General features: G+C 54.4%; 23 protein-coding genes. 6 read left to right on the forward strand and 17 right to left on the reverse strand.

All coding sequences use genetic code 11. From position 1 onward, the window contains the following. Positions 1 to 68: 68 nt before the first annotated feature. Positions 69 to 800, reverse strand: a complete 732-nt coding sequence (gene pepE, locus AAGR08_RS17695) for a dipeptidase PepE (RefSeq protein ID WP_345827468.1) — start codon at positions 798 to 800, stop codon at positions 69 to 71. 209 nt (positions 801 to 1,009) lie between these two features. Between pepE and rfaH the strand changes: the two genes are divergently transcribed. Further along, positions 1,010 to 1,498, forward strand: coding sequence for a transcription/translation regulatory transformer protein RfaH (gene rfaH / locus AAGR08_RS17700; RefSeq protein ID WP_345827469.1), 489 nt, complete (start codon positions 1,010 to 1,012; stop codon positions 1,496 to 1,498). On the opposite strand, the gene tatD is transcribed toward rfaH, so the two are convergent. From tatD to udp, 10 genes are all read right to left on the reverse strand, one after another. Then, on the reverse strand, positions 1,495 to 2,277 hold the full coding sequence (gene tatD / locus AAGR08_RS17705) for a 3'-5' ssDNA/RNA exonuclease TatD (RefSeq protein WP_345827470.1): 783 nt from the start codon (positions 2,275 to 2,277) through the stop codon (positions 1,495 to 1,497). The genes rfaH and tatD overlap by 4 nt on opposite strands. A gap of 87 nt (positions 2,278 to 2,364) precedes the next feature. Then, a complete protein-coding gene (gene tatC / locus AAGR08_RS17710; protein WP_097095323.1) occupies positions 2,365 to 3,123 on the reverse strand; it encodes a Sec-independent protein translocase subunit TatC in 759 nt (252 codons plus the stop codon). Between the two features lie 2 nt (positions 3,124 to 3,125). Continuing rightward, positions 3,126 to 3,662: a Sec-independent protein translocase protein TatB gene (tatB, locus tag AAGR08_RS17715; protein ID WP_345827471.1), complete on the reverse strand. Its 537-nt coding sequence runs from the start codon at positions 3,660 to 3,662 to the stop codon at positions 3,126 to 3,128. Positions 3,663 to 3,664: 2 nt separating this feature from the next. Then, positions 3,665 to 3,919, reverse strand: coding sequence for a Sec-independent protein translocase subunit TatA (gene tatA / locus AAGR08_RS17720; RefSeq protein WP_009127893.1), 255 nt, complete (start codon positions 3,917 to 3,919; stop codon positions 3,665 to 3,667). 110 nt (positions 3,920 to 4,029) lie between these two features. After that, the gene (gene ubiB, locus AAGR08_RS17725; RefSeq protein ID WP_097095325.1) at positions 4,030 to 5,667 is read right to left on the reverse strand and encodes a ubiquinone biosynthesis regulatory protein kinase UbiB; all 1,638 of its coding nucleotides are present in this window, start codon (positions 5,665 to 5,667) and stop codon (positions 4,030 to 4,032) included. Next, positions 5,664 to 6,269 (reverse strand): SCP2 domain-containing protein, encoded by a 606-nt coding sequence (locus tag AAGR08_RS17730; RefSeq protein ID WP_097095326.1) that lies wholly within the window; start codon positions 6,267 to 6,269, stop codon positions 5,664 to 5,666. The genes ubiB and AAGR08_RS17730 overlap by 4 nt, the downstream gene beginning before the upstream one ends. Before the next feature lie 6 nt (positions 6,270 to 6,275). Continuing rightward, entirely contained in the window at positions 6,276 to 7,034 is a 759-nt protein-coding gene (ubiE, locus tag AAGR08_RS17735; RefSeq protein ID WP_008105805.1) for a bifunctional demethylmenaquinone methyltransferase/2-methoxy-6-polyprenyl-1,4-benzoquinol methylase UbiE, read from the reverse strand. Positions 7,035 to 7,109: 75 nt separating this feature from the next. Further along, on the reverse strand, positions 7,110 to 8,621 hold the full coding sequence (gene rmuC, locus AAGR08_RS17740) for a DNA recombination protein RmuC (RefSeq protein ID WP_345827474.1): 1,512 nt from the start codon (positions 8,619 to 8,621) through the stop codon (positions 7,110 to 7,112). Between the two features lie 68 nt (positions 8,622 to 8,689). Further along, positions 8,690 to 9,961 carry a hypothetical protein gene (locus tag AAGR08_RS17745; protein WP_097095328.1) on the reverse strand — a complete coding sequence of 424 codons (1,272 nt, stop codon included), beginning with the start codon at positions 9,959 to 9,961 and terminating at the stop codon, positions 8,690 to 8,692. A gap of 99 nt (positions 9,962 to 10,060) precedes the next feature. Further along, positions 10,061 to 10,822, reverse strand: a complete 762-nt coding sequence (gene udp / locus AAGR08_RS17750; RefSeq protein WP_097095329.1) for a uridine phosphorylase — start codon at positions 10,820 to 10,822, stop codon at positions 10,061 to 10,063. 303 nt (positions 10,823 to 11,125) lie between these two features. Here udp and AAGR08_RS17755 point away from each other — a divergent pair, with 303 nt between their 5' ends. Beyond that, entirely contained in the window at positions 11,126 to 11,962 is an 837-nt protein-coding gene (locus tag AAGR08_RS17755) for a dienelactone hydrolase family protein (RefSeq protein WP_097095330.1), read from the forward strand. Positions 11,963 to 12,017: 55 nt separating this feature from the next. Here the strand turns inward: AAGR08_RS17755 and metE are convergent, their stop codons facing one another. After that, positions 12,018 to 14,288 carry a 5-methyltetrahydropteroyltriglutamate--homocysteine S-methyltransferase gene (metE, locus tag AAGR08_RS17760; protein ID WP_097095331.1) on the reverse strand — a complete coding sequence of 757 codons (2,271 nt, stop codon included), beginning with the start codon at positions 14,286 to 14,288 and terminating at the stop codon, positions 12,018 to 12,020. Between the two features lie 213 nt (positions 14,289 to 14,501). Here metE and metR point away from each other — a divergent pair, with 213 nt between their 5' ends. Then, positions 14,502 to 15,434 (forward strand): HTH-type transcriptional regulator MetR, encoded by a 933-nt coding sequence (metR, locus tag AAGR08_RS17765; RefSeq protein ID WP_097095332.1) that lies wholly within the window; start codon positions 14,502 to 14,504, stop codon positions 15,432 to 15,434. Between the two features lie 93 nt (positions 15,435 to 15,527). Continuing rightward, positions 15,528 to 16,007, forward strand: a complete 480-nt coding sequence (locus tag AAGR08_RS17770) for a DUF1456 family protein (RefSeq protein ID WP_097095333.1) — start codon at positions 15,528 to 15,530, stop codon at positions 16,005 to 16,007. 50 nt (positions 16,008 to 16,057) lie between these two features. Here AAGR08_RS17770 and AAGR08_RS17775 read toward each other — a convergent pair whose 3' ends face one another. Beyond that, complete coding sequence (locus AAGR08_RS17775; protein ID WP_097095334.1) at positions 16,058 to 16,927, reverse strand: carboxylate/amino acid/amine transporter; 870 nt, start codon at positions 16,925 to 16,927, stop codon at positions 16,058 to 16,060. 339 nt (positions 16,928 to 17,266) lie between these two features. On the opposite strand from AAGR08_RS17775, the gene glpT reads away from it, so the two are divergent. Next, positions 17,267 to 18,607 carry a glycerol-3-phosphate transporter gene (glpT, locus tag AAGR08_RS17780; protein WP_097095335.1) on the forward strand — a complete coding sequence of 447 codons (1,341 nt, stop codon included), beginning with the start codon at positions 17,267 to 17,269 and terminating at the stop codon, positions 18,605 to 18,607. Between the two features lie 33 nt (positions 18,608 to 18,640). Here the strand turns inward: glpT and yigL are convergent, their stop codons facing one another. After that, complete coding sequence (yigL, locus tag AAGR08_RS17785) at positions 18,641 to 19,441, reverse strand: sugar/pyridoxal phosphate phosphatase YigL (protein WP_097095336.1); 801 nt, start codon at positions 19,439 to 19,441, stop codon at positions 18,641 to 18,643. A gap of 37 nt (positions 19,442 to 19,478) precedes the next feature. Continuing rightward, positions 19,479 to 20,471, reverse strand: coding sequence for a lysophospholipase L2 (gene pldB, locus AAGR08_RS17790; protein ID WP_097095337.1), 993 nt, complete (start codon positions 20,469 to 20,471; stop codon positions 19,479 to 19,481). 105 nt (positions 20,472 to 20,576) lie between these two features. Between pldB and rhtB the strand changes: the two genes are divergently transcribed. Then, positions 20,577 to 21,200 (forward strand): homoserine/homoserine lactone efflux protein, encoded by a 624-nt coding sequence (gene rhtB / locus AAGR08_RS17795; protein WP_097095338.1) that lies wholly within the window; start codon positions 20,577 to 20,579, stop codon positions 21,198 to 21,200. Between the two features lie 84 nt (positions 21,201 to 21,284). On the opposite strand, the gene rhtC is transcribed toward rhtB, so the two are convergent. Both rhtC and recQ read right to left on the reverse strand, forming a co-directional pair. Next, a complete protein-coding gene (rhtC, locus tag AAGR08_RS17800) occupies positions 21,285 to 21,908 on the reverse strand; it encodes a threonine export protein RhtC (RefSeq protein WP_097095339.1) in 624 nt (207 codons plus the stop codon). A gap of 12 nt (positions 21,909 to 21,920) precedes the next feature. Next, a complete protein-coding gene (recQ, locus tag AAGR08_RS17805; protein ID WP_345827479.1) occupies positions 21,921 to 23,747 on the reverse strand; it encodes an ATP-dependent DNA helicase RecQ in 1,827 nt (608 codons plus the stop codon). Between the last annotated feature and the right edge of the window lie 7 nt (positions 23,748 to 23,754).

Here is a 23,754-nt window from a genome sequence, read left to right on the forward strand (position 1 = left end):
GCCAGAGTGAAGCGCCATTATAGGTGTGTTTCACGCTAGCATGTTGAGGTTTCTGAGTCAGAAGTGCGTCAGGCTGGCTGACAGGAAAACGGCACCAGCGACTGTATCGCCAGCACATCATGATATGCCGCAGTCGGTTCGCCGTGGCGGAACACTTTGAAGTCTTCACCGCGTGCGCTGTAGTAACGCAGACGATTTTCACTCACGTGCAGGAAGCTGGCTTCGCGCAGCGCAATCACCGATTCATGCGGGTTAACGGCGCAGAATTCAGCCAGACGTTCATCGCGCGTTTCGGCCATATGACCGCTGACGTGCGCATCCAGATAATGCGGATTGATCTGCACCGGGAACAGACCAAGTGCCGGAAGCACCACGCTGCTGCGCACTGGCATATCATTGGTGGTTCTGATTGAAGGCGTTGCTACGTTGCATCCGGCGCTCCAGCCGATGTACGGCACATCACGCTCACGCACCGCGCGTTGAATCGCGACGATCAGGCCGTGCTCATGCAGCATTTGATTGAGGAACCAGGTATTTCCACCGCTCACCAAAATCAGCTCAGCTTGCTCAATCGCCGCAACGGGCGAGGTAAACTCATGCACGGTACGCACTTCAATACCTAATGAATCTGATAAATCCTGGGCTCGCTGCGCATGATCGCCACGAATAATCGCGTAGGGCACCAATACCGCGGATGTGATTCCACGCTGGGCGATCATCGCGTGCAGTTGCGGGTGGGCGTAACTCAACAGCGGCGCATCGTCAGCCACTTTGCCATTACTTAACAGGAACAGTTCCATCAGCCACTCCATTTCAATCGTAAGATGGAGAAGGAGTCTGATACAGATGGTTGTCGGCCGTCAATTTTCTTGCAAGAAACGGTGACAAAGACGTATCAATCAGAAGATTCGCAGTGAAATTTTTTTCAGCATGCCGTTTCCCTCGGCCGATGCGCTATAACTCTGACAGCAGGTTTGATATTCTTAGCGTCCATTATTTGGGAGCAGTTATGGAATCCTGGTACTTACTCTATTGTAAACGTGGACAACTGTTGCGCGCGAAAGAGCATCTTGAGCGGCAAGCGGTGAATTGCCTTAGCCCGATGATCGCTCTGGAGAAGATTGTGCGCGGTAAACGCACTACCGTGAGTGAACCGCTGTTCCCCAACTATTTGTTTATCGAGTTTGATCCCGAAGCGATTCACACCACCACCATCAGCAGCACGCGCGGTGTCAGCCATTTCGTACGCTTCGGCACCATGCCGGCGACCGTATCGTATAATGTGATCGAAGCGCTGCAAACCGATACGCCGCAGATCGTACTCGATCCAGAAACGCCGCAGAGCGGTGATGAAGTGATCATCACCGATGGCACTTTCGAAGGGCTGCGCGCCATTTTTGCCGAGCCGGATGGTGAAACGCGTTCGGTGCTGCTGCTAAACATGCTGAATAAACAGGTGATGCGCAGCGTGGATAACAAGCAGTTCCGTAAACTTTAAGCCAATTTAAACAGCTGGCGCGCGTTGAGATTGACCTGCGCGCCCAGCGCTACTGCCTCTTCACCGCGCCAGTTTGCTACTTGCTGCACAATGTGCGGCAGGAAGCACGGCTCGTTGCGACGCGAAGTCGGCCTTGGATGCATATCGCGCGGCAGTAAATAGGGCGCATCCGTTTCCAGCAACAGTCGCTCGGCCGGAATCAACGGCAGCAGTTCACGCAGTTCCATACCGCGACGCTCGTCGCACACCCAGCCGGTAATGCCTACAGAAAGTCCTAGCGCCAGGCAAGACTGCAGCTCATCGCGCGTGCCGGTAAAACAGTGCACCACCGCACCCGCCAGTTTTGGCAACCACGGCTCAAGTACGGCAACAAAACGCTCGTGTGCTTCGCGGCAATGCAAAAAAACGGGCAGCTGCAGCTCAGCGGCCAACGCCAGCTGCGCATCAAAAGCATACTCTTGCTGATCGTGTGCCGAGAGATTGCGATTGAAATCCAGTCCACATTCGCCGATGGCGACGACTTGTTCGCTCTCCGCGAGGCGGCGCAAGGTATTCGCCGTCTCCGCCGACCATTCGCTGGCGTGATGCGGATGGACGCCCGCTGTCGACCAGCAATAACCAGCATGTAATGCTGCTAGCTGGCGTGCCTGCTGACTCTCCAGCGCATTGGTGCCGGTAATTAACAGGCCGGTGACGCCTGCTTCGCGCGCACGTTTCACAACCTGCTCGCGATCTTTTGCGAATTGCGTGCTGGTCAGGTTTACACCGATATCAAACATGTTTTCTCCCCAATAAAAAAACCGCCCAATGGGCGGTTTAGATGCTTTCTCTTCCCGCTCGCTAGCGGGTGCCCTGCATTAAGGACATCAGGATTCGGTATTGTGTTCCTCATCCGAAGCGTGACGCCCTTTACCCACATAGTAACGGGAGAAGAATACGCCGACTTCAAACAGGCAGTACATCGGAATAGCGAGCAAAGTTTGGGAGAAAACGTCTGGCGGTGTGAGCAACATCCCAACAACGAACGCGCCAACCAAAATGTAAGGACGTTTCTTTTTCAGATCTTCCGGCGAGGTGATGCCCGTCCAGCATAGCAGCACAATCGCAATCGGCACCTCAAACGCCACGCCAAACGCCATGAAGATCGTCATAACGAAGTCGAGGTAGTTAGTAATATCCGTCGCGATAGTCACGCCCTGCGGCGCGGTTTTGGCAAAGAAGCCAAACGCCAGCGGGAACACGATGAAGTAAGCGAACGCCACGCCGACATAGAACAGCAGCGTACTGGAGAACAGCAGCGGCATCACCAGTTTACGCTCGTGACGATACAGCGCTGGCGCCACAAACGCCCATACCTGATACAGAATCACCGGCACGGCCAAAAATACCGAGACAATGATCGTGAGCTTGATAGGGGTAAAGAACGGCGATGCAACATCGGTGGCGATCATGCTCGCCCCGGCAGGCATCTGGCTAATCAGCGGTGACGCTACCAGATGGTAAATATCATTCGCAAAGTAGACCAGACACAGAAAGATGACTAAAACAGCGATGATGCAGTTCAACAAACGCTTGCGCAGCTCAATCAGATGGCTAATGAGCGGTTGGGTATCTTCAACGGCCATGTTTATGGTTCATCTTTTACGAGAGAAGTCTTCGCGGTGCTTTGTGGGGCACTGGCGACGGAGTGAGTTTCCGCTACAGGGGATACGTCATGTGGCTGCTGCGGAGCCTGCGCAGGTGCACTGGTTTGATGCTCCGCTGCAGCGGGCGTGACAGGCGGTGAAGTCACTGGCTGGGCAGCCTCTGTTGCTGGCCGGGTCTGATGAATGGTATTCGCTTCATCTTCCTCTTTTTCGAGATCGATGCTCTGCTGCACGGAGCGCTTCATGGAGTCAGCGGTTTTCCGCAGTTCTTCCATCGACTCTTTCAGCTCCGGCGACAGCGTGCCGCGGCCCGCCTCTTCTACCTTTTTCAGGCTGTCCTGCAGCTCCTGCAGTTTCAGCTCCTGCGCCAGTTCATTTTGTACATTCGCCGCCAGCGAGCGAATGGCTCTGATCCAGCCAACGACAGTTTTCACCGCAACCGGTAAGCGCTGCGGGCCAAGCACAATTAGCCCGATAACGAACACCAATACCAGTTCACTAAAACCAATGTCGAACACAGTTATACCTGCTTGTCGTTCCGGGCGTCGTCTTTAGTCGCCGAGGTTTGCTGTTTGTCTGCCAGAGTTTTGGCGTTGAAGTCAGCGTCCTGCTCTTTCGGTTGATCCTTTTTATCGTCTTCGTCACCCATGGCTTTTTTGAAGCCGCGAATGGAAGATCCCAAATCCGAACCCAGGTTGCGAAGTTTATTGGTACCGAACAGAAGTACAACAATGACGGCAATGATTAACAATTGCCAAATACTGATACCGCCCATGAGATATGCCTCTAATATTCTGTGAAAAACTGTTGATTGTAACGCACAGAAAGCCCGTATGATTTCGGGCTTAAGCTTGCGACATTACGCGATTTGCACCAGGCAGACAATCAGTTTGTCTTACGCCAGCCGATAAGCCAGGTGACGATGCCTGCGGCCATTAATAGCGCGGGAAAGAAATCCCAGTCCGGTCGACTTAACAGCACGGCGGTGCCACTTAATAACAGTGTAGCGCCTACACCGAAGAGGTAGCGCGCCTGATGATTGCGCGTTCGCTGTGCATTTAAATCGGTGACGAGTTTATCGACACTGTGCTTCAATAATTTGTGCTGGCGCATGCTGTCGTAAAAAAGTTCCGGAAGTTCCGGCAATTTTTCCGCCCAGTACGGCGCCTTCTCTTTCACCGCCCGCAGGATCGCCGGAATCCCAATCTGGTCTTTGATCCAATCCTCGAGGAACGGCTTGGCCGTTTTCCACAGATCGAGCTGAGGATAGAGCTGGCGGCCAATCCCTTCGACATAAAGCAGCGTTTTCTGCAGTAGCACCAGCTGCGGCTGCACTTCCATATTAAAGCGACGCGCCGTATTAAACAGGTTTAGCAGCACATGCCCGAAGGAGATCTCGGCCAGCGGCTTTTCGAAAATCGGTTCACATACGGTACGAATGGCGAATTCGAAGTCTTCCACATTGGTATCGGGCGGCACCCAGCCGGAATCAACGTGCAGCTCAGCCACTTTGCGATAATCGCGATTAAAGAAGGCAATGAAATTCTCTGCCAGATAGCGCTTATCTTCCTTGTTTAGCGAGCCAACGATGCCACAGTCAATGCCGATGTACTGCGGATCTTCCGGGTGGTCATAGCTGACGAAAATATTGCCAGGATGCATGTCGGCATGGAAGAAACTGTCGCGGAATACCTGGGTGAAGAACACCTGCACGCCGCGCTCCGCCAGCAGCTTCATATTGACGCCGTGCTGCTCCAGCGTAGCGATATCTGAGATGGGAATACCGTAAATGCGCTCCATCACCATCATCGATTCGCTGCAGTAATCGGAAAACACTTCCGGTACATACAGCATGCGGCTTTGATCGAAGTTACGCCGCAGTTGGATGGCGTTCGCCGCCTCACGTAGCAAATTCAGCTCATCAATCAAGGTTTTTTCATAGTCGCGCACCACTTCTACCGGGCGTAAACGACGCCCATCTGGCAGTAAACGCGGCACCCATCGCGCCAGACGATAAATCAAGCGCATATCCGCTCGGATCACCGGCAGGATATCGGGACGAATCACTTTGATCACCACGTCACGACCATTGGATTTCAACGTTGCCGTATGCACCTGCGCGATGGAGGCGGACGCCAGCGGTTTGATGTCGAAATCGTCAAACCAGGTTTCTACCGGTCCGCCAATCGACTTTTCAATCTGCTGCTTCGCTTTAACGCCATCAAAAGGCGCCACACGGTCTTGCAACACTGCCAGCTCATCGGCAATCGCCGGTGGGAACAGATCGCGCCGCGTGGAAAGCATCTGACCAAATTTGATCCACACCGGACCAAGCTGCTCCATCGCTAAACGGATACGCACGCCAGCGGAAGCGTCTTTATGTTGATTAGGGATCCAGAAAATGCAGCGCCGCCACAAGCGTAAAAGCAGCGTGAAGCGCATGCGGGGAATCAGTTCATCAAGGCCGTAAGTAAGAAAGATCTTGATGATGAAGTATAAGCGCCGAATTTCTCCCAGCGTCATTTCGCCTCCAGCTGTGCCAAACGCGTTTCAAACGCATTGAGCGAACGTTCCATCGCTTCCACTTCCTCGCAGAACCATGCCAACTCCAGTGCACCCGGCGCGACGCGCCACTCTTCGGTTAGCGCCTGGCCAAGATAATCCTGACGGCGGGTCACCTGCTGCTGCACAAATTTCAACGCCTGGCGTGCGGCCTGGCTAATGCCCTGCGCGGCAATATCACCCATCCACGGCGCAAGATATTCTGCAGGGTCAAGCTCGGCGAGATCCATCAGCGCAGAGAACTGCTGCACCACCTGCAAATCACCTTCCACGTCCAATTCACCGCTACGGATTAAACCGGTGAGTTGCTGACGGTCGCGCAGTTTCGGCAAGGTGCTGAGACGCAGGCTCACCGCGCAGTCGCCGCTGTCCTGCCAATCACTCAACACATCAAGCTGTGATTCGCTAAACACCAGCACTAAGGGAAAATCGAGCTCTTGCAGGCGCAGCAGCAACACTTTACCTGCCAGACGCTGACGCGCGGCTTTAAGGCTGCGATCGCGGTACAGAACACGGTTCAGGGCGGTCTCAAGACCGCCGGTAATAAGAGGAGTTAAAGTCATGATGGATTAGAATTTAAATCCGCGATGCAGCGCGACAATACCGCCAGTCATATTGAAGTAGGTGGTATTTTCAAAACCCGCATCGTTCATCATCGCTTTCAGGGTTTCCTGATCGGGATGCATACGTATTGACTCCGCCAGATAACGATAGCTCTCGGCATCTTGCGCCACCAGCTGACCAATACGCGGCAGAATATGGAATGAATAGGTGTCGTAAGCTTTGCTCAGCGGCTCCAGTAGCGGCTTGGAGAATTCCAGCACCAGCAGGCGTCCGCCCGGCTTCAGCACACGGAACATCGACGCCAGCGCTTTCTCTTTTTCGGTGACGTTACGCAAACCGAACGAGATGGTAATGCAATCGAAATAGTTATCCGGGAAAGGCAGCGCTTCGGCGTTAGCCTGCACATAGCTGACGTTGCCCGAGACGCCGAGATTACGCAGCTTTTCGCGCCCCATCTTCAGCATGGAGCTGTTGATGTCAGCCAGGACAACCTGGCCCGTTTCGCCGACCAGACGCGAGAATTTTGCCGTCAGATCGCCGGTACCACCCGCCAGGTCTAACACACGCTGACCGCGGCGCACGCCGCTGCTATCAATGGTAAAACGCTTCCAGACACGATGGATGCCAAACGACATCAAATCGTTCATCAGGTCATATTTTGCCGCGACGGAGTGAAACACGTCCGCGACTTTATCGGCCTTTTCGCTTTTAGCGACGGTCTGGAAGCCAAAATGGGTAGTTTCCTGCTGTGATTCATCTGCCATCGGTTTTACCTGTTCCACAAACAATTCTTGCCGAAGTGTATCAGAGTCGCGCTACACGAGCACGCGACCACCGTGCTATTCGTTGATGCGGCGCAGCGAATCCGTTGTTGGATCCGTGGCGTTTTCATCAACCGCGGGATCGTCAGTCCAATCTTCATCCGCCTCTTCCGGCTGCGCCTGTTCCACCAGCTGTGGATTGATAGGCCGCTTGATCTCGACACCCAGCGAGCGGAAGGCTTCACTTTGCGCAATCAGGTTGCCGCGCCCTTCTGACAGCTTTTTCATCGCCTGATGATAACTTTGCTGCGCTTTATCCAGATTATGCCCAATGCCGCTCATGTCATCGACGAACAGCCGCATCTTGTCATACAGCCGCGTCGCCCGATCGGCGATACGCTGCGCGTTGCGGCTTTGATGCTCGTAACGCCAGAGATTGTTAATGGTACGCAGCGCCACCAGCAGCGTCGTTGGACTCACCAGCATAATATTCTGCTGTAACGCTTCGCTGATCAGCTCTGGCTGGCGATCGATGGCCAGCAGAAACGCGGGCTCCACCGGGATAAACATCAACACATAATCCAGAGAGCGTAAACCGGGCAATTGTTGGTAATCTTTTCGGCCGAGCAGCCGAATATGGCCGCGCATGGCATTGACGTGCTCCTGAATCGCCTGCTCACGCGTGGCTTCATCGTCAGCATTGAAATAGCGCTCATAGGCCACCAACGTCATTTTGGCGTCAATTACCACATCTTTGCCCTGCGGCAGTCGGACGATAACATCCGGCTGCATCCTGCCCTGCTGTTCCAGCTGCACGCTCACCTGCGTTTGGTATTCATGGCCTTCACGCAGACCTGAGGCTTCCAGCACGCGGCTGAGCACCACTTCGCCCCAGTTGCCCTGGATTTTATTATCGCCTTTCAGCGCTTTGGTGAGGTTGACCGCTTCCTGCGCCATCTGTGCGTTCAGCTGCTGCAACTGACGGATTTCGTGCGTCAGCGTATGACGTTCGCGCGCTTCCAGGCCAAAACTGTCATTCACCTGTCTGCGGAAACCGTCCAACTGTTCGCGCAGCGGAGCAATCAGGCTATTCAGACTCTGACGGTTTTGTTCATCGACACGTCGTCCACTGTTTTCGAAAATGCGATTCGCCAGGTTTTCAAACTGCGCGCTAAGGCGCTGCTCACTATTGGTCAGCAGCCGCTGTTTCTCCTCGGCGCCGTAACGCGTCTCTTCAAGCCGAATGGTGACTTCGCGCAGTTCAGCTTCCTGGGCACTATTCACTTCAAGCTGATTACGCAATTCACGACTGAGCTGCTCACTTTCGCCGCGCCAGTAATCAAGCTGCTGTAAGCGCTCTTGCGCACCGCTAAGCGCGCCATGCAGTTGACGCAGCTCTTGTTCGCGCTGTTGGATCTGCTGCTGCAGGTGTTCGAGCTGCTGCTGTTGACGCTGCTGCGCCTCTTCCAACAGACGACGCTCGGTGGTGAAGCTGGCGTGTTGATGACCGGCGCGCAGCTGGGCAATGATCCAGCCAATGCCCAGGCCGGCCAGTGCCAGCGCGCCGCTAATGATAAGTTGTTGATCCATAATTCCCCCGCGGATCGTCTCGCTGAGGGAAAAGGTAGAGGTGTACTGTATGAATGTCCAGACAATATTTACCGCGTTTTGACGGTCAGCTTGCCCGCTTTCCACGCATCAATCAGGAAGAACGGCATGGGCAGCACCCATTCGGTTTCGTTCTGTATTTTAGCCGGATAGGTCCAGCTTTCTCCGTCATAAGTGATCTCAACCCGCTGCCAACCGTTTTCCGCATTATCCACGACACCCGCCATGCTGGAGAAGCCCGCGTTACTGCCGACATGGAAACTGTTGGTTTGCCAGCGAATCGGTTGATGCGTCGGCCAAGGCTGTGCCTGATGGAAATGAAAAATATCATCGTGACTGAGCAAACTGTCGCGCACCGTTGGCCACAGCGCCACTTTAAGGAAGTACTGATCGGTAAAGCGTTCGCTGCCTTGATACTGGGCGATAAAATCGCGCATCTGCTGTTCAACATTTCGGAACACGCCGTGACAGCCGCCCCACATGCCCGCGAGCAACAGTTCGGTGTGAGTAAAGTAGTCACGCATGTGGTGGAACCAGTACGGTGAATTCAGCCAGGCTTCCACCGCCGCGACTTCGCGCTCTGACAGCAGCGAATCGGCATCACGCACGATAAAGCGTTTTACGCTTGGATCGTCCATCACCAGAAAACGCCACAGCGTAGGGAAGAGCATTTTTTCCTGCGACATATCCACCAGCTGGCTATTTGGCTGCTGCAGACGTTGCCAGACATGCTGCGGTACGCTGTCGTCGAGATAAATGCGGCAGATCCAGTCAGGATAAAGCTCGCGCGCCACTTCGATGTTTTTGATCAGCGTTTCACAGTAGCGTGGCTGATCGCCGAACAGGCTGAAGGCGATGATATTCTCCGCGGGGTTACTGCGATGAAACGGCGGCGGCGCGGCGGAAGGTAACGCGACTTTCTGGCCCTTACTGAAGGTCGCATCGGATTTCTCCAGCGACTCCAGGCCGTAACGCGCCACTTCATCGTGCTTTTCCAGCCAGCCGCAAACTTCCGTCAAGCCATCCAGCCAGGTTTCCGAGGCTTGTGCACGCTGCGCCGGCGGGGCCTGATAGACCTTCTGGTAAATCTTATACGCTTTTTTATATTCGCCCACACGCATCAGTGTTAGCGCGTAGTCGCTAAGCACCTGCATATGCTGAGGCAAAACGCGCAGCACTTCTTCACAACACTGACGCGCAAGGGGATAGTTCGCAGCCGTCATGGCTGCGCGAAATCGTGCTGCTGCACCTTCAACGCGTGATTGCGCAGCAGCGGGATTATTAAGGGAATGAGGGCGTGAGACAGAAACCATTTTGCGCATAAGTAATTTCTCAGTAAGACTGAAATAGCGCGCATTCTAATCAGGCAATTATTGAGCTCCCTATGGTCCTGGTCTCGAATTCATCCCTTGAATGGCGCACTAAATTAAACGACGCGCGGCTTCAACAACAATTTTCACCGCATCACTTTCGGTCTGCTTCATGGTCGCCGCATCTGGAATCTCTTTCTGCGTACGGTTCACGATGACGCCAGCCACCATGCCGGCACGCAGCCCCTGACTGGCGCACATGGTTAACAGTGTAGCGGATTCCATCTCATAGTTAAGAACGCCCATTTGCTGCCACTCATTCATCGAGCCCTGGAAGCGATTCACGACGCGGCCCGAGAAGGTGTCGTAGCGTTCCTGGCCAGGGTAGAAGGTGTCTGAAGAGGCGGTGATGCCAATGTGTGTTTTCGCGCCACACTCTTCCGCCGCAGCGACCAGCGCGGTGGTGCAGGCAAAATCGGCCACGGCCGGGAACTCCATCGGCGCAAAGTGCAGGCTGGCACCATCAAGGCGAACAGAGGCGGTGGTGACCAATACATCGCCAACATTAATATGCGGCTGAATCGCGCCGGTGGTGCCAACGCGCAGGAAAGTACGCACGCCAAGCTGCGCCAGCTCTTCTACCGCAATCGACGTGGATGGCCCGCCGATACCGGTTGAACACACCACCACAGGTTTTCCATCCACTTCCGCCAGATAGGTGGTGAACTCCCGGTGTGAAGCCAGATGCTGCGGATTGTCCATCAGCGCGGCAATTTTCTTCACGCGCTCTGGATCGCCGGGAACGATGGCAAGGGTGGCGCCTTTGAGGGAAGCTTTGGTAATACCAAGGTGGAAAACGTCAGACTGGGCCATAACAGACTCCTGCTAAATAGGGGGGATGTGCGCGCCACTCTACGTGAGCAGGCAGCATAATTATGTGATTCATTTCACCATCAACAATGAAAATTACATTATCAGAAAAATATTATGTGATTATCGTCACACATTAACGCTGTGCAATTCTGAATTGCTACAAGCGGTGCTGTGTAAGTTCTTAGCGCAATGTTAATAGAGAAGAAGTATGCATGAAAAATTCCTCGGCACCCTACGTCAGCCTGGCTTACCTCAGCCAGGCTATAGTTACGTGATTGCGCAATGGCTAGCACGGAGAGAATAATGAAAACCGAAGACAATATGACACAAAAAACGGCGCCCGGCGGCTTTGCGCCGGCAGTTCAGCCCACCGCAAGCAGCACCATTATTACCGCCAGCGACGCGATTCATGCGGGTGAAACCTCAGTCCCAAGCCAGGGCGAAAATCTGCCCGCCTATTATGCTCGGCCAAAAGCGTATCAGGGTACGCTGCCGGTCGTTTTAGTGGTGCAGGAGATTTTCGGGGTGCATGAGCATATCCGCGATATCTGCCGCCGTTTGGCGCTGGAAGGCTATCTGGCGATTGCCCCTGAGCTCTATTTCCGCGAAGGCGATCCTAACGATTACAACGACATTCCCACCTTGTTCAAAGAGTTGGTGAGCAAGGTGCCGGATACGCAGGTACTGTCCGATCTCGATCATGTGGCCAACTGGGCAGCACGCCATGATGGCGATATCCGTCGCCTGGCCATTACCGGTTTCTGCTGGGGCGGACGCATTAGCTGGCTGTTTGCTGCACACAATCCGCAGGTGCGTGCCGCAGTGGCGTGGTACGGCCGCTTAGACGGTGAAAAAACGCTGAAGCAGCAAAAGCATCCTATTGATATCGCGGTGGATTTGAATGCGCCGGTATTAGGATTGTACGGTGGTCAGGACGAGAGCATTCCGCTGGAGAGCATTGATAAGATGCGTCAGGCGCTGCATGCTGCCAATGCCAAAGCGGAGATCGTGGTGTATCCGGATGCCGGTCACGCCTTCAACGCCGATTACCGTGCGAGCTATCACGCGGATTCTGCTAAAGATGGCTGGCAACGCATGCTGGCGTGGTTCACGCAGCATGGCGTGGCGCCGAACGCGTAATAAAAAAGGGGCGCTCATGCGCCCCAACGTATTAACACAACCACTTTTACCGCAATTACGCTTTTTCACCGCGCAGGTTTTGCGCCGCTTTCACCATGTTAGCCAGAGCCTGGCGCGTTTCCGTCCAGCCTCGGGTTTTCAAACCACAATCTGGGTTCACCCACAGACGCGCTTGCGGAATACTCTGCGCCGCTTTACGCAGCAGCTCTTCCATCCACTCCACGCTCGGTACGTTAGGCGAGTGAATGTCGTAGACGCCGGGACCGATTTCGTTGGGATAGGCGAACTCTTTAAAGGTATCCAGCAGATCCATATCTGAACGTGACGTTTCGATAGTGATGACATCCGCGTCCAACGCTGCGATTGAATCCATGATGTCGTTGAACTCGCAGTAACACATGTGGGTGTGAATCTGCGTGTTGTCTTGCGCTATTGCGGCATTCAGGCGGAAGGCGTCGACCGCCCAGGCCAGGTACGCTGCCCAATCGGATTGATGCAGCGGCAGGCCTTCACGCAGCGCGGGTTCATCAATCTGAATAATACCGATACCGGCTTTTTCCAAATCTTCCACTTCGTCACGCAGCGCCAGTGCAATCTGTTTGGCGATGGTTTCACGGGTCACATCTTCACGCGGGAAAGACCAGCAGAGAATGGTCACCGGGCCGGTCAGCATGCCTTTAACCGGTTTGTCGGTCAGCGACTGCGCGTATTTTGCCCACTCAACGGTAATCGCTTTAGGGCGGCTGACGTCGCCAATGATGATCGGCGGCTTAACGCAGCGTGAACCATAGCTCTGTACCCAACCATTTTGTGTAAATACGAAGCCGTCGAGGTTTTCGCCGAAGTACTCGACCATGTCGTTACGTTCTGCTTCACCGTGTACCAGCACGTCAAGGCCCAAACGTTCCTGCTCAACAATCGCCTGTTTAATGTGTTCGGCGATACCGGTGCGATAGTTAGCGCCGTCAATGTTACCTTTCTTAAAATCGAGGCGCAGACCGCGGATTTCAGTGGTTTGTGGGAATGAACCGATGGTGGTGGTCGGCCATGCAGGCAAGTTGAAGCGCTTGCGCTGTGCTTTGGCACGCTCGGTATAGCTGCTGGTGCGTTCTACATCTTTCGCCTGAATTTTTGCCAGACGCTCACCAACCGCGGCATTGTGCACGCGCGTTGAGTTGGCTCGAGCACGAATCGGCGCACTCCACGCCACCAGAGAGGCGGCATCGTTGTTATTTAGCGCCTTACTCAGCAACGCCAGCTCCGTACACTTCTGCAATGCAAAGGCGAACCAGCTTTTCACCTCGTCGTCGAGACGCGTTTCCACGCTCAAATCGATGGGGCTGTGCAGCAGCGAGCAAGATGAACCGATCCACAGCTGTTTACGCTGGCCAACCAGCGGCTGCAGGCGTTCAAACCAGCTGCTGAGATCCGCACGCCAAACGTTACGGCCGTTGATCACGCCGACGGACAGCAGCCAAGTTGCGGGGATCTGCTGGTTCAACTGCTGGATGTCATCTTTACCGTGTACCAGATCAACGTGCAGACCTTGCACCGGCAGCGCTTTAATTACGTCGAGGTTCTGACCGATGCTGTCAAAGTAAGTGGTTAGCAGCAGTTTGCATTCGCCCTGCAGCACGTCGTAAGCCGCTTTGAACGCATCGCGCCATGCTTGCGGCAGTTCCAGCGCCAGCGCAGGCTCATCGATCTGCACCCATTCGATACCGCGTTTTTTCAGTTCAGCCAATACCTGTTTGTAGACGGGCAGGATCTCTTTGAGCAGTGACAGACGATCGAACGGCTCGCCTTTCACTTTACCCAGCCACAGATAGGTAACCGGGCCGAGCACCACCGGTTTAACGTTGTGGCCTAACGCTAGCGCTTCATCAACTTCATCGAGCAGCTGTGTCCAGGTCAGTTTGAACTGCTGGCCCTGGCTGAATTCTGGCACCATGTAGTGATAATTGGTGTTGAACCATTTGGTCATTTCGGCCGCCGCCGCCGGTTCGCCGCTAGGTGCGCGGCCACGCCCCAGGCGGAACAATGTATCCAAATCAACAGAACCATCTTTGTTCTGGTGGCGCGCTGGCACGTTACCCAGCAGCAGGCTGGTGGTCAGTACGTGATCGTACCAGGCAAAATCACCGACCGGCAGCAGATTCACGCCCGCGTCTTTCTGCTGTTGCCAATGACGGGCACGCAGTTCACGACCTACCGCCAGCAGCTCTTCCTGTGAGCTTTTTCCTGCCCAATAGCTCTCTTGTGCTTTTTTCAGTTCACGACGCAGACCGACGCGAGGAAAACCGAGTGTATGGTTCAGAATGGTCATTTGATGTTCTCCAGATATTCTTTAGGTACAACCGATTTACGTTCATCCAGCGAAGGCAAATTTCCTTCGCCGAGCGGTGTGGCTGGACAAACGTAAAGTGGCCGCAGCGCTTACTTGAGATGTTTAGCCGTCCAGATGTTTACACCGCTATAATCTGCGGGTACTGTATGTTCCTCAAGCGCAATTTGTTCAATCTCGATGTGAAGGAATCTCATGATCGAACTCAAACACCTGCGGACGCTGCAGGCGTTACGGAATACCGGCTCTTTAGCCGCCGCCGCCTCCCAACTTCATCAAACGCAATCAGCGTTATCTCACCAGTTCAGCGATCTGGAACAGCGCCTGGGCTTTCGTCTGTTTGTACGTAAAAGCCAGCCGCTACGCTTTACGCCGCAGGGAGAGATATTGTTGCAGCTGGCCGAGCAGGTTTTGCCGCAGATTCAGCAGGCCCTGCAGGCATGCCATGAGCCGCATCAGGCCACGTTGCGTATCGCCATTGAGTGCCACAGCTGTATTCAGTGGCTGACGCCCGCGTTAAATAATTTCCGCCAAAGCTGGCCGCAGGTGGTGATGGATTTCAAATCCGGCGTGACCTTTGATCCGCAACCCGCACTGCAGCAGGGTGAGCTGGATGTGGTATTAACCTCAGATATTCTGCCGCGCAGCGGATTGTTCTACACGCCGATGTTTGATTTTGAAGTGCGTTTGGTAATGGCGCCGGATCATCCTTTGGCGCAGCTTGATCACATCTCTCCGGAAGATATGGCTGAAGAGGTGCTGATGATTTATCCGGTGCAGCGTCAACGTTTGGATGTCTGGCGGCATTTCCTGCAGCCGGCGGGCGTGAGTCCTGCGCTGAAGAGCGTGGATAATACATTGCTGCTGATTCAGATGGTGTCAGCGCGCATGGGCATTGCCGCGCTGCCACATTGGGTGGTGGAGAATTTCGAGCATCAGGGATTGGTGGTGACCAGAACGCTGGGCGAGGGCCTGTGGAGTCGCCTGTATGCTGCGGTACGTGAAGGCGAGCAGCGTCAGCCGGTGCTGGAAGCCTTTGTACGTTTTGCCCGTCAGCACGCCTGTGAACACTTACCTTTCGTGCGCGATGCTGCGCGTCCTGGCGCATTACAAACCACCTCATCCTGATGACGCGGGGCGGCGAATGTCGCCTGTGCTGTTATCCCTGCCTCGCCTGCTCTATAATGCGCCGCCTCAACCCGCGACCAAGAGAGTTTCACCATGATGAGTAACGATGTTCTGCGCAGCGTGCGCTATATGCTGGATTTGAGCGATAGCAAAGTGGTGGAGATTTTTGCCTTAGCGGGAAGTGAAGTGCCGCTGGAAGATGTGCAGGCGTGGATGAAGAAGGATGACGATGCCGCGTTTCGCAAGCTGCCCGATGTGTTGATGGGTTACTTCCTCAACGGTCTGATTTTTTACCGTCGCGGTAAGAGTGAAGATGCGCCCGCACCGTCGATTGAGCGTCGCATGAACAATAATATTTTCATGAAGAAGCTGCGTATCGCCTTTGCGCTGAAAACCACCGATATTCCGGATGTGCTGCTGAAAGCGAACTTCAAGATTTCGCAGGCTGAGGTGGGGGCCATTTTCCGTAACCCGGATCATAAGAATTTCCGCGAGTGCGGCGACCAGATTCTGCGTAATTTCCTGAAGGGTTTGACGATGATTCATCGGCCGGGGCCAGTTAAGAAGGCGTAAATGGGTCGCCAAAAATGGCGACCCTACGACACAGCGCTGAGATTTTGACTCTATGCGCTGCTTTTGGAACTCCTGCCCAACACCCAGCGTTTATGCACATAAAGTGATGCGAAGATCACTGCGGCACCGGCGAGAAAGCTCGGCCAGTGCGGTTTTTCCTGCCAGATCGCCAGATTCACCAGTAAGCCCGCTGGCACATGCATATTGTTCATAATGCCCAAGGTGCCCGCATCCACCTGCGTGGCGCCGTAGTTCCACATGAAGTAGCCCAAACCTGAAGCCACAACGCCCAACCATACCAGAATGCCCCACTGCAGCGACGTTGTAGGCAGTTTGTTGGGATTGCCCCACAGGCTCCAGGCAATGACGGCGATGATCACCGCACCGAGATAGAACCATGAAAACGCGGTGTGCTGCGGCATTGGGCGGGTTTCCTGCAGGCGCTTGTAGCCGACCATGCCAATGGCGAAGCAGATATTCGCCGCCTGCACCAGCAGCAAGCCAAACCAGAAATGGTCGCTCACTTTGTCATAACGAATAATCGCCGCCCCAATCACAGCCAGCATAGCGCTGAAGGCGTAGCCGATACGCAGCGGACGCCGACTGAGTAAATCGTAGATCAGCGTGACATACAGCGGCGTCATCACGGTAAACAGCAGGAACTCGGTCACGCTCAGATACAAGTAAGCTTCAAAGCTCAGCAAGTACATGATGCCGAGCTGCAGCATGCCCACCAGCATATACAGCAGGATGGTAGAGGCACGATAGCCGCGCCAGCGCAGGAAAGGCAAAAAGACGATAGCGGCAAGCGCTAAACGCATCAGCACAGAGAACCAGGAATCCACCTGACCCGCCAAATATTCCCCGATTAAACTGAAGGAAAAAGCCCACAGAATGGTGGTAACGATCAGTAACAGCACGGTAACGATCCCAAAATAAACAGTGGCGCTAGTGTAAACAAACTGTCGCGATCGGGCTGAATTATCTGGTTTACAATAGCGTAAAATACCACCAATTAATCGTTATCGCTTCGCTTTATAACCCCAGTAAAATGCGCGAAATACAACATTTCCTGGTTTTTATCGCTCTTCATCGTCATCAAACTGTAACAAATGTGTCACATATCACAGTAACCGTACGTGACCATCACTATCCTTTGCGCGAAATGGAAACATCGCCTTTCCGTTTATAACCTTTGCTGCATTTGCCCCAACCTGCTGGGAATTCATAACGATATCGCGCCCTGGAGGGCCACACTCATGTTGAGTATCTTCAAACCTGCATCGCATCGGCCACAGGTGGCGGATGATCGTGTCGATCCGCTCTATCGTCGTCTGCGCTGGCAAATTTTCCTGGGAATATTTTTTGGCTATGCCGCCTACTATCTCGTGCGTAAGAACTTTGCGCTGGCGATACCTTATCTGGTTGAACAAGGTTTCTCGCGAGGCGATCTCGGATTTGCGCTGTCGGGAATTTCTATCGCTTACGGCTTCTCGAAATTCATTATGGGATCAGTGTCGGACCGCTCGAATCCGCGCGTGTTTTTACCCGCTGGATTGATCCTCGCTGCAGCGGTAATGCTGTTTATGGGCTTCGTACCGTGGGCGACATCAAGCATCATGGTGATGTTTGTGCTGCTATTCCTGTGCGGCTGGTTCCAGGGCATGGGCTGGCCACCGTGTGGACGCACCATGGTGCACTGGTGGTCGCAGAAGGAGCGCGGCGGCATTGTGTCGATATGGAACTGTGCGCATAACGTTGGCGGCGGCATTCCACCGCTGCTGTTCCTTTTGGGTATGGCGTGGTTCAACGACTGGAAAGCGGCGCTGTATATGCCCGCGTTTTGCGCGATTATCATCGCTTTCATCGCCTTTGCGCTCATGCGCGACACGCCGCAGTCCTGCGGTCTACCGCCGATTGAAGCCTGGAAGAACGATTACCCGCCTGATTACAACGAGAACCACGAGCAGGAGCTGACGGCAAAGCAGATTTTTATGCAGTACGTTTTGCCCAATAAGCTGCTGTGGTATATCGCGCTGGCAAACGTGTTTGTTTACCTGCTGCGCTACGGCATTCTCGACTGGTCGCCAACCTACCTGAAAGAAGTAAAACACTTCACACTGGATAAGTCCTCCTGGGCTTACTTCTTCTATGAATATGCTGGTATTCCTGGCACGCTATTGTGCGGCTGGATGTCAGATAAAGTCTTTAAAGGCAACCGTGGCGCCACCGGCGTGTTCTTTATGACGCTGGTGACCATTGCCACCGTGGTGTACTGGCTGAACCCGCCCGGCAATCCAGGCATCGATATGCTGTGCATGATTGTGATCGGCTTCCTGATTTACGGTCCGGTGATGTTGATTGGCTTGCACGCGCTGGAGCTGGCTCCGAAAAAAGCGGCGGGAACCGCGGCGGGCTTTACCGGGCTGTTTGGCTATCTTGGCGGATCGGTCGCGGCGAGTGCCATTGTCGGCTACACCGTAGATTACTTCGGCTGGGATGGCGGCTTCATCGTGATGATTGGCGGATCGGTGCTGGCGGTGATTCTGCTGCTGCTCACCATGATGAGCGAACATAAGCACAAGAAACAGTTGGTATAACCAGAGCGGGCCGGCAATCACCGGCCCGTTTTTTTAGGCGAGGAACAGCTTACGCAAGGTGTGCGGCACCGCATCTTCCGCGTTGCTGCCAATCACTTCCAGCGTTGGCAAGGTGTCTTTCAGGCGCTGCTGTGCATTACGCATGATGCAGCCTTTACCTGACATGCTGAGCATCTCCACATCATTCATGCCGTCGCCAAAGGCGATGCACTCTTTCAGCGAGTAACCCAACTGTTTGGAGACGGCTTCCAGCGCGTGGCCTTTGGAAACGCCACCCGCCATCACTTCCAGACAGGTCGGCAGCGAGAAGCTGACGTTCACGCGATCGCCCCAGCGTGCTTCTATCGCCTGTTCCATCGGAACCAAACGCTCAGGATCATCGCAGGTAAAGAATACTTTGCTGATCCCGTCGGTTGGCAGCATACCCGGCTGATAAACCTGATAGTTGAATACCGATTCGCGGAAATAGTCCTGTTCGTCCGGACGATGGCGACTCATGAACCATTCGTCGTCACGATAGACGTGCGTCAGAATATGCTCATCGTGATACTGCAGGCCGTACAAATCGCTGGCAATATCGGCGTCGAGATTGTGGCTAAACACCAGTTCGCCATCAGCGTTGTGCACGCGCGCGCCGTTAGAGGTGATCATGTAAGCCGGAATGCCGAGCTTATCGCGCATTTGTCCCACATCGATATAGTGACGGCCGGTAGCAAAAACAAAGTGGATGTCACGCGCCACCAGTTCCTGCAGCGTGGTGCGCGCGAACGGAGTTAAACGGTGTTCCGGAGAGAGCAGCGTGCCATCCAGGTCGGATGCGACGATGTGATACATGTAAACCTCGGGTATTGATATCGGTAATTAATATTTGTTAAGCGTGATGTTCGAAGAAATCCACCACCGCATTTAGCGCTTCAGCACGCATCGCATCTTTTTCGAACAAGATCTCATGGCGTGCGCCTTTGATGACATAGGGCGCGTTGCCGGCACAGGGATGCCCTGCTTTGGCCATCTCCGCACAAAAGAGATCCTGTGAGCGGTTATCCACCACATCATCTTCGCTGGCCTGCAGCAGCAGGGTTGGCGTGGTGATTTTCTCGATCTGACTAAAAATGTTACGTCCAGCCTGTACGCCTTCACGCACCCAATGATAGGTGGGGCCGCCGACGCGAATCGCCGGATCGTCGGCGTAAAATCGCAGGTTGCGCCGGTAGCGCTCACGGCTGTGCGTCAGGCGGTTGATGCCAAACGGACTGGCGCGCCAGCGTCCGGTTCCCAGCGCATAACCTTCGCGCAGCGCGGGGAGTTTTTCCGTCCAGTCGAGAATACGGTGCGCCATCCAGTCAGGCAGCGGCAGCACAATGCCAAACATCGGCGCGGAAAATACGGCAGCATGGAACGCCTGCGGCTGGCGCGCCAGAAACAGCGCTAAAATCGCACCGCCCATGGAGTGCGCCAGCACATAGCGCTGTTGATAGTGGTTGCTGACAATTTCTTTCAGATAGAGCGTTTCCAAATCGTCAACGTAGTGGCTAAATTCCACCACATGTCCACGATGTGAATCTTCCAGCAGACGTTCGGAACGTCCCTGACCGCGATGGTCGAGAATCACCACATCGTAGCCGCAGTGGAACAGGTCATAGGCCAGTTCAGGGTATTTGATATAGCTTTCAATGCGGCCAGGCACGACCAGAATGACACGACGATGTTGCGGTGAGGTGAAACGAACATAGCGGATTTTCAGGTTACCCACGCCGGTAAACTCACACTCCTCACGGCGACGCCAGAAGTCGAGCAGCGGACCGGTGGCAAAGGCTGCAAAGCCTCGCTCACGCCCGAGCCAACTCTGTTTATGATGCTGCATCCGTCCCCCCTGAAAAAAACGTGAATGGCGCACCTGAGCTGCATAGCGTGCCGCGATTTTCTGTCGTATTGTGTCACACTTCGCTAACTTCAGGGAATGTCGCACATGACCATTGAATGGTGGTTAACCTACCTGCTGACCACAACCATCCTTAGCCTTTCACCCGGTTCCGGCGCGATTAACACCATGAGCACCGGCATCAGCCATGGCTATCGCGGCGCGGTGGCATCGATTACCGGCTTGCAGCTTGGCCTGGCCATTCATATCGTGCTGGTCGGTGCCGGATTAGGGGCGCTGTTCTCGCAATCACTGCTGGCCTTTGAAGTGCTGAAGTGGGCCGGTGCAGCCTATCTGGTGTGGTTGGGCATTCAGCAGTGGCGTTCCGCTGGCGGTATCGATCTTGATGCCGTAGCCAAAGCGATGCCGCGGCGTCGCCTGTTTAAACGTGCGGTGCTGGTGAATCTCACCAACCCGAAGAGCATCGTGTTTCTTGCCGCACTGTTCCCGCAGTTTATTCAGCCGCACCAGCCGCAGTTGATGCAATATCTGGTGCTCGGCGTCACCACCATCGTGGTCGATATCATCGTGATGATTGGTTATGCCACGCTGGCAACGCGCATTGCAGGCTGGATTAAAGGACCGCAGCAGATGAAGCTACTGAACCGCACCTTTGGTGGCTTATTTATGGCGGTAGGCGCGCTGTTAGCCAGCGCCCGCAGAATGGCTTAAAATTTTGTACTTAATCGTAGCGGCGCGATTTATCGCGCGCAGTTGAAAGACGCGCAATAAATTGCGCCGCTACGGATCGAGATTTTATCGAGAAATGATGAGGTGAATACCAAACCCGGCAAACAACACACCCGCCATGCCATCCACCCACTTCGCCATCCGCTGATACTTATCACGCATCCACGGCATAGCGAAAATCGCCGCCACCAGCGTAAACCACGCGAACGTCTCACCGATAATCAGCAGGAACAAGCCCCAGCGCTCCATAGCACCCACATCGTTGCCGACAAACAGTGAGAACACGCTACCGAAGTAGATAATCGCTTTCGGGTTCGACAAATTGGTGAGGAAACCTTTCAGGAAACTCATGCCTCTTTTCGGCAATTCGACCACCGGTGCTTCCGTCTGCGGCTGCTTGTGACGTTGACGCGCTGAACGCATCAGCTGCCAGCCCATCCACAGCAGATACAACCCGCCGCCGACCATGATGATTTCATGCAGCCAGGCCATTTTTTCCAGGATCAAATGCAGGCCCATCAGCGCCACGCCGGCCCACACGACAATCCCCAGCGTGATGCCCAATACGCCCATCATCGCTTCTTTGCGCGATCGGCTCGCCGCCGTTTGCGAGACAAAGAAGAAGTCCGGGCCGGGACTCATCAGCGCAACCAGATGCACCAGCGCTACGGTGGCGAATAACATCAGCATGATTTTTTTCCTTTAACCTTCATCAACATGTTCTTTGATCATCACCAGGAACGGCTTACCAAAACGTTCCAGTTTGCGATGACCGACGCCGTTCACGCTGAGCATTTCTGACGCGCTAATCGGCATTTGTTCTGCCATTTCAATCAACGTGGCATCGTTAAACACCACGTAAGGCGGAATGTTCTCTTCATCGGCGATCGCCTTACGCAGCTTACGCAGCTTGGCGAACAGCTTACGATCGTAATTACCGCCATACACTTTTGGCGAACTGCTGCTGCGCGTTTTTACCGTTACGATGCGCGGCACCGCCAGCATCAGCGGCACTTCGGCACGCAGTACCGGGCGGGCGGCTTCCGTAAGTTGCAATGCCGAATGCATAGCGATGTTTTGCGTCACCATGCCCAGATGGATCAACTGACGCAGCACGCTAATCCAGTGTTCATGGCTGTGCTCGCGGCCTAAACCGTACACCGGCAATTTATCGTGGCCGTTATCACGGATACGCTGATTGCTGGCCCCGCGCAAAACTTCAACAATATAGCCCATACCAAAGCGCTGACCGGTACGATAGATGCTCGACAGCGCTTTTTGCGCTTCCAGCAGGCCGTCGTAGCGACGTGGCGGATCGAGGCAGATATCGCAGTTATCGCACTGCTGCTGGCGACCTTCACCAAAATAATTCAGCAGCACCAAACGACGGCAGGTTTGTGCTTCCGCAAACGCGCCCATCGCATTAAGCTTGTGGCGTTCAATATCCTGCAACGGCCCGGGCACTTTCTCTTCCAGACATTTACGCAGCCACGCCATATCGGCTGGATCGTACAACATCATCGCTTCAGCAGGCAGGCCATCACGTCCGGCGCGGCCGGTTTCCTGATAATAGGATTCGATATTGCGCGGGATATCGAAGTGCACCACAAACCGCACGTTAGGTTTGTTGATGCCCATACCAAACGCCACGGTGGCGACCACAATTTGCAAATCGTCACGCTGAAACGCTTCCTGCACGCTGGCACGCTGCGCACTATCGATACCGGCGTGATACGCGCCAACGCTCAGGCCGCGGCTTTGCAGACGCGCGGCGGTGTCTTCCACTTTGGCGCGGCTGTTACAGTAAATAATGCCGCTTTTGCCGCGCTGATCCTGCACATAACGCAGAAGCTGCTCGGTGGGTTTGAATTTCTCCACCAGCGTGTAGCGAATATTTGGCCGGTCAAAACTGCTGATTTGAATCAGCGGATCGTCCATCTGCAGCAGATGAACGATGTCGTTACGCGTGGTTTCATCAGCGGTGGCGGTTAATGCCATCACCGGCAACGCTGGGAAATGCTGACGCAGCTGGCCAATCGAACCATATTCCGGACGGAAATCGTGGCCCCACTGTGAAATACAGTGCGCCTCATCCACGGCCAGCATCACCGGATTCCACTGATGCAAGCTGTCGAGGAAGTTATCCATCATCAGTCGCTCAGGCGCAATGTACAGCAACTTGAGCTTGCCGGTACGGCAATCCGCAAAAACCTGCTGCTGCTGTTCACGCGTTTGCGTTGAGTTGAGGCACGCCGCCGCGACACCGTTAGCCAGCAGCTGATCAACCTGATCTTTCATCAGTGAAATCAGCGGTGAAACCACCAGCGTCAATCCTTCACGCACCAGCGCCGGGATCTGATAGCACAGCGATTTGCCGCCGCCGGTTGGCATCACCACCAGACAATCACGCCCTGCAAGCGCGGTTTCGATGATGTTTTGCTGACCGGGACGGAACTGCTGGTAGCCGAAGGTATCTTGTAATACCTGCTGCGCCAGCATTTCCTGATTAAGCACTGCCGATGTTGCCACGGTAATC

It is taken from the genome of Pantoea sp. BRR-3P, from assembly GCF_039621635.1.
Lineage (GTDB): Bacteria > Pseudomonadota > Gammaproteobacteria > Enterobacterales > Enterobacteriaceae > Pantoea > Pantoea floridensis.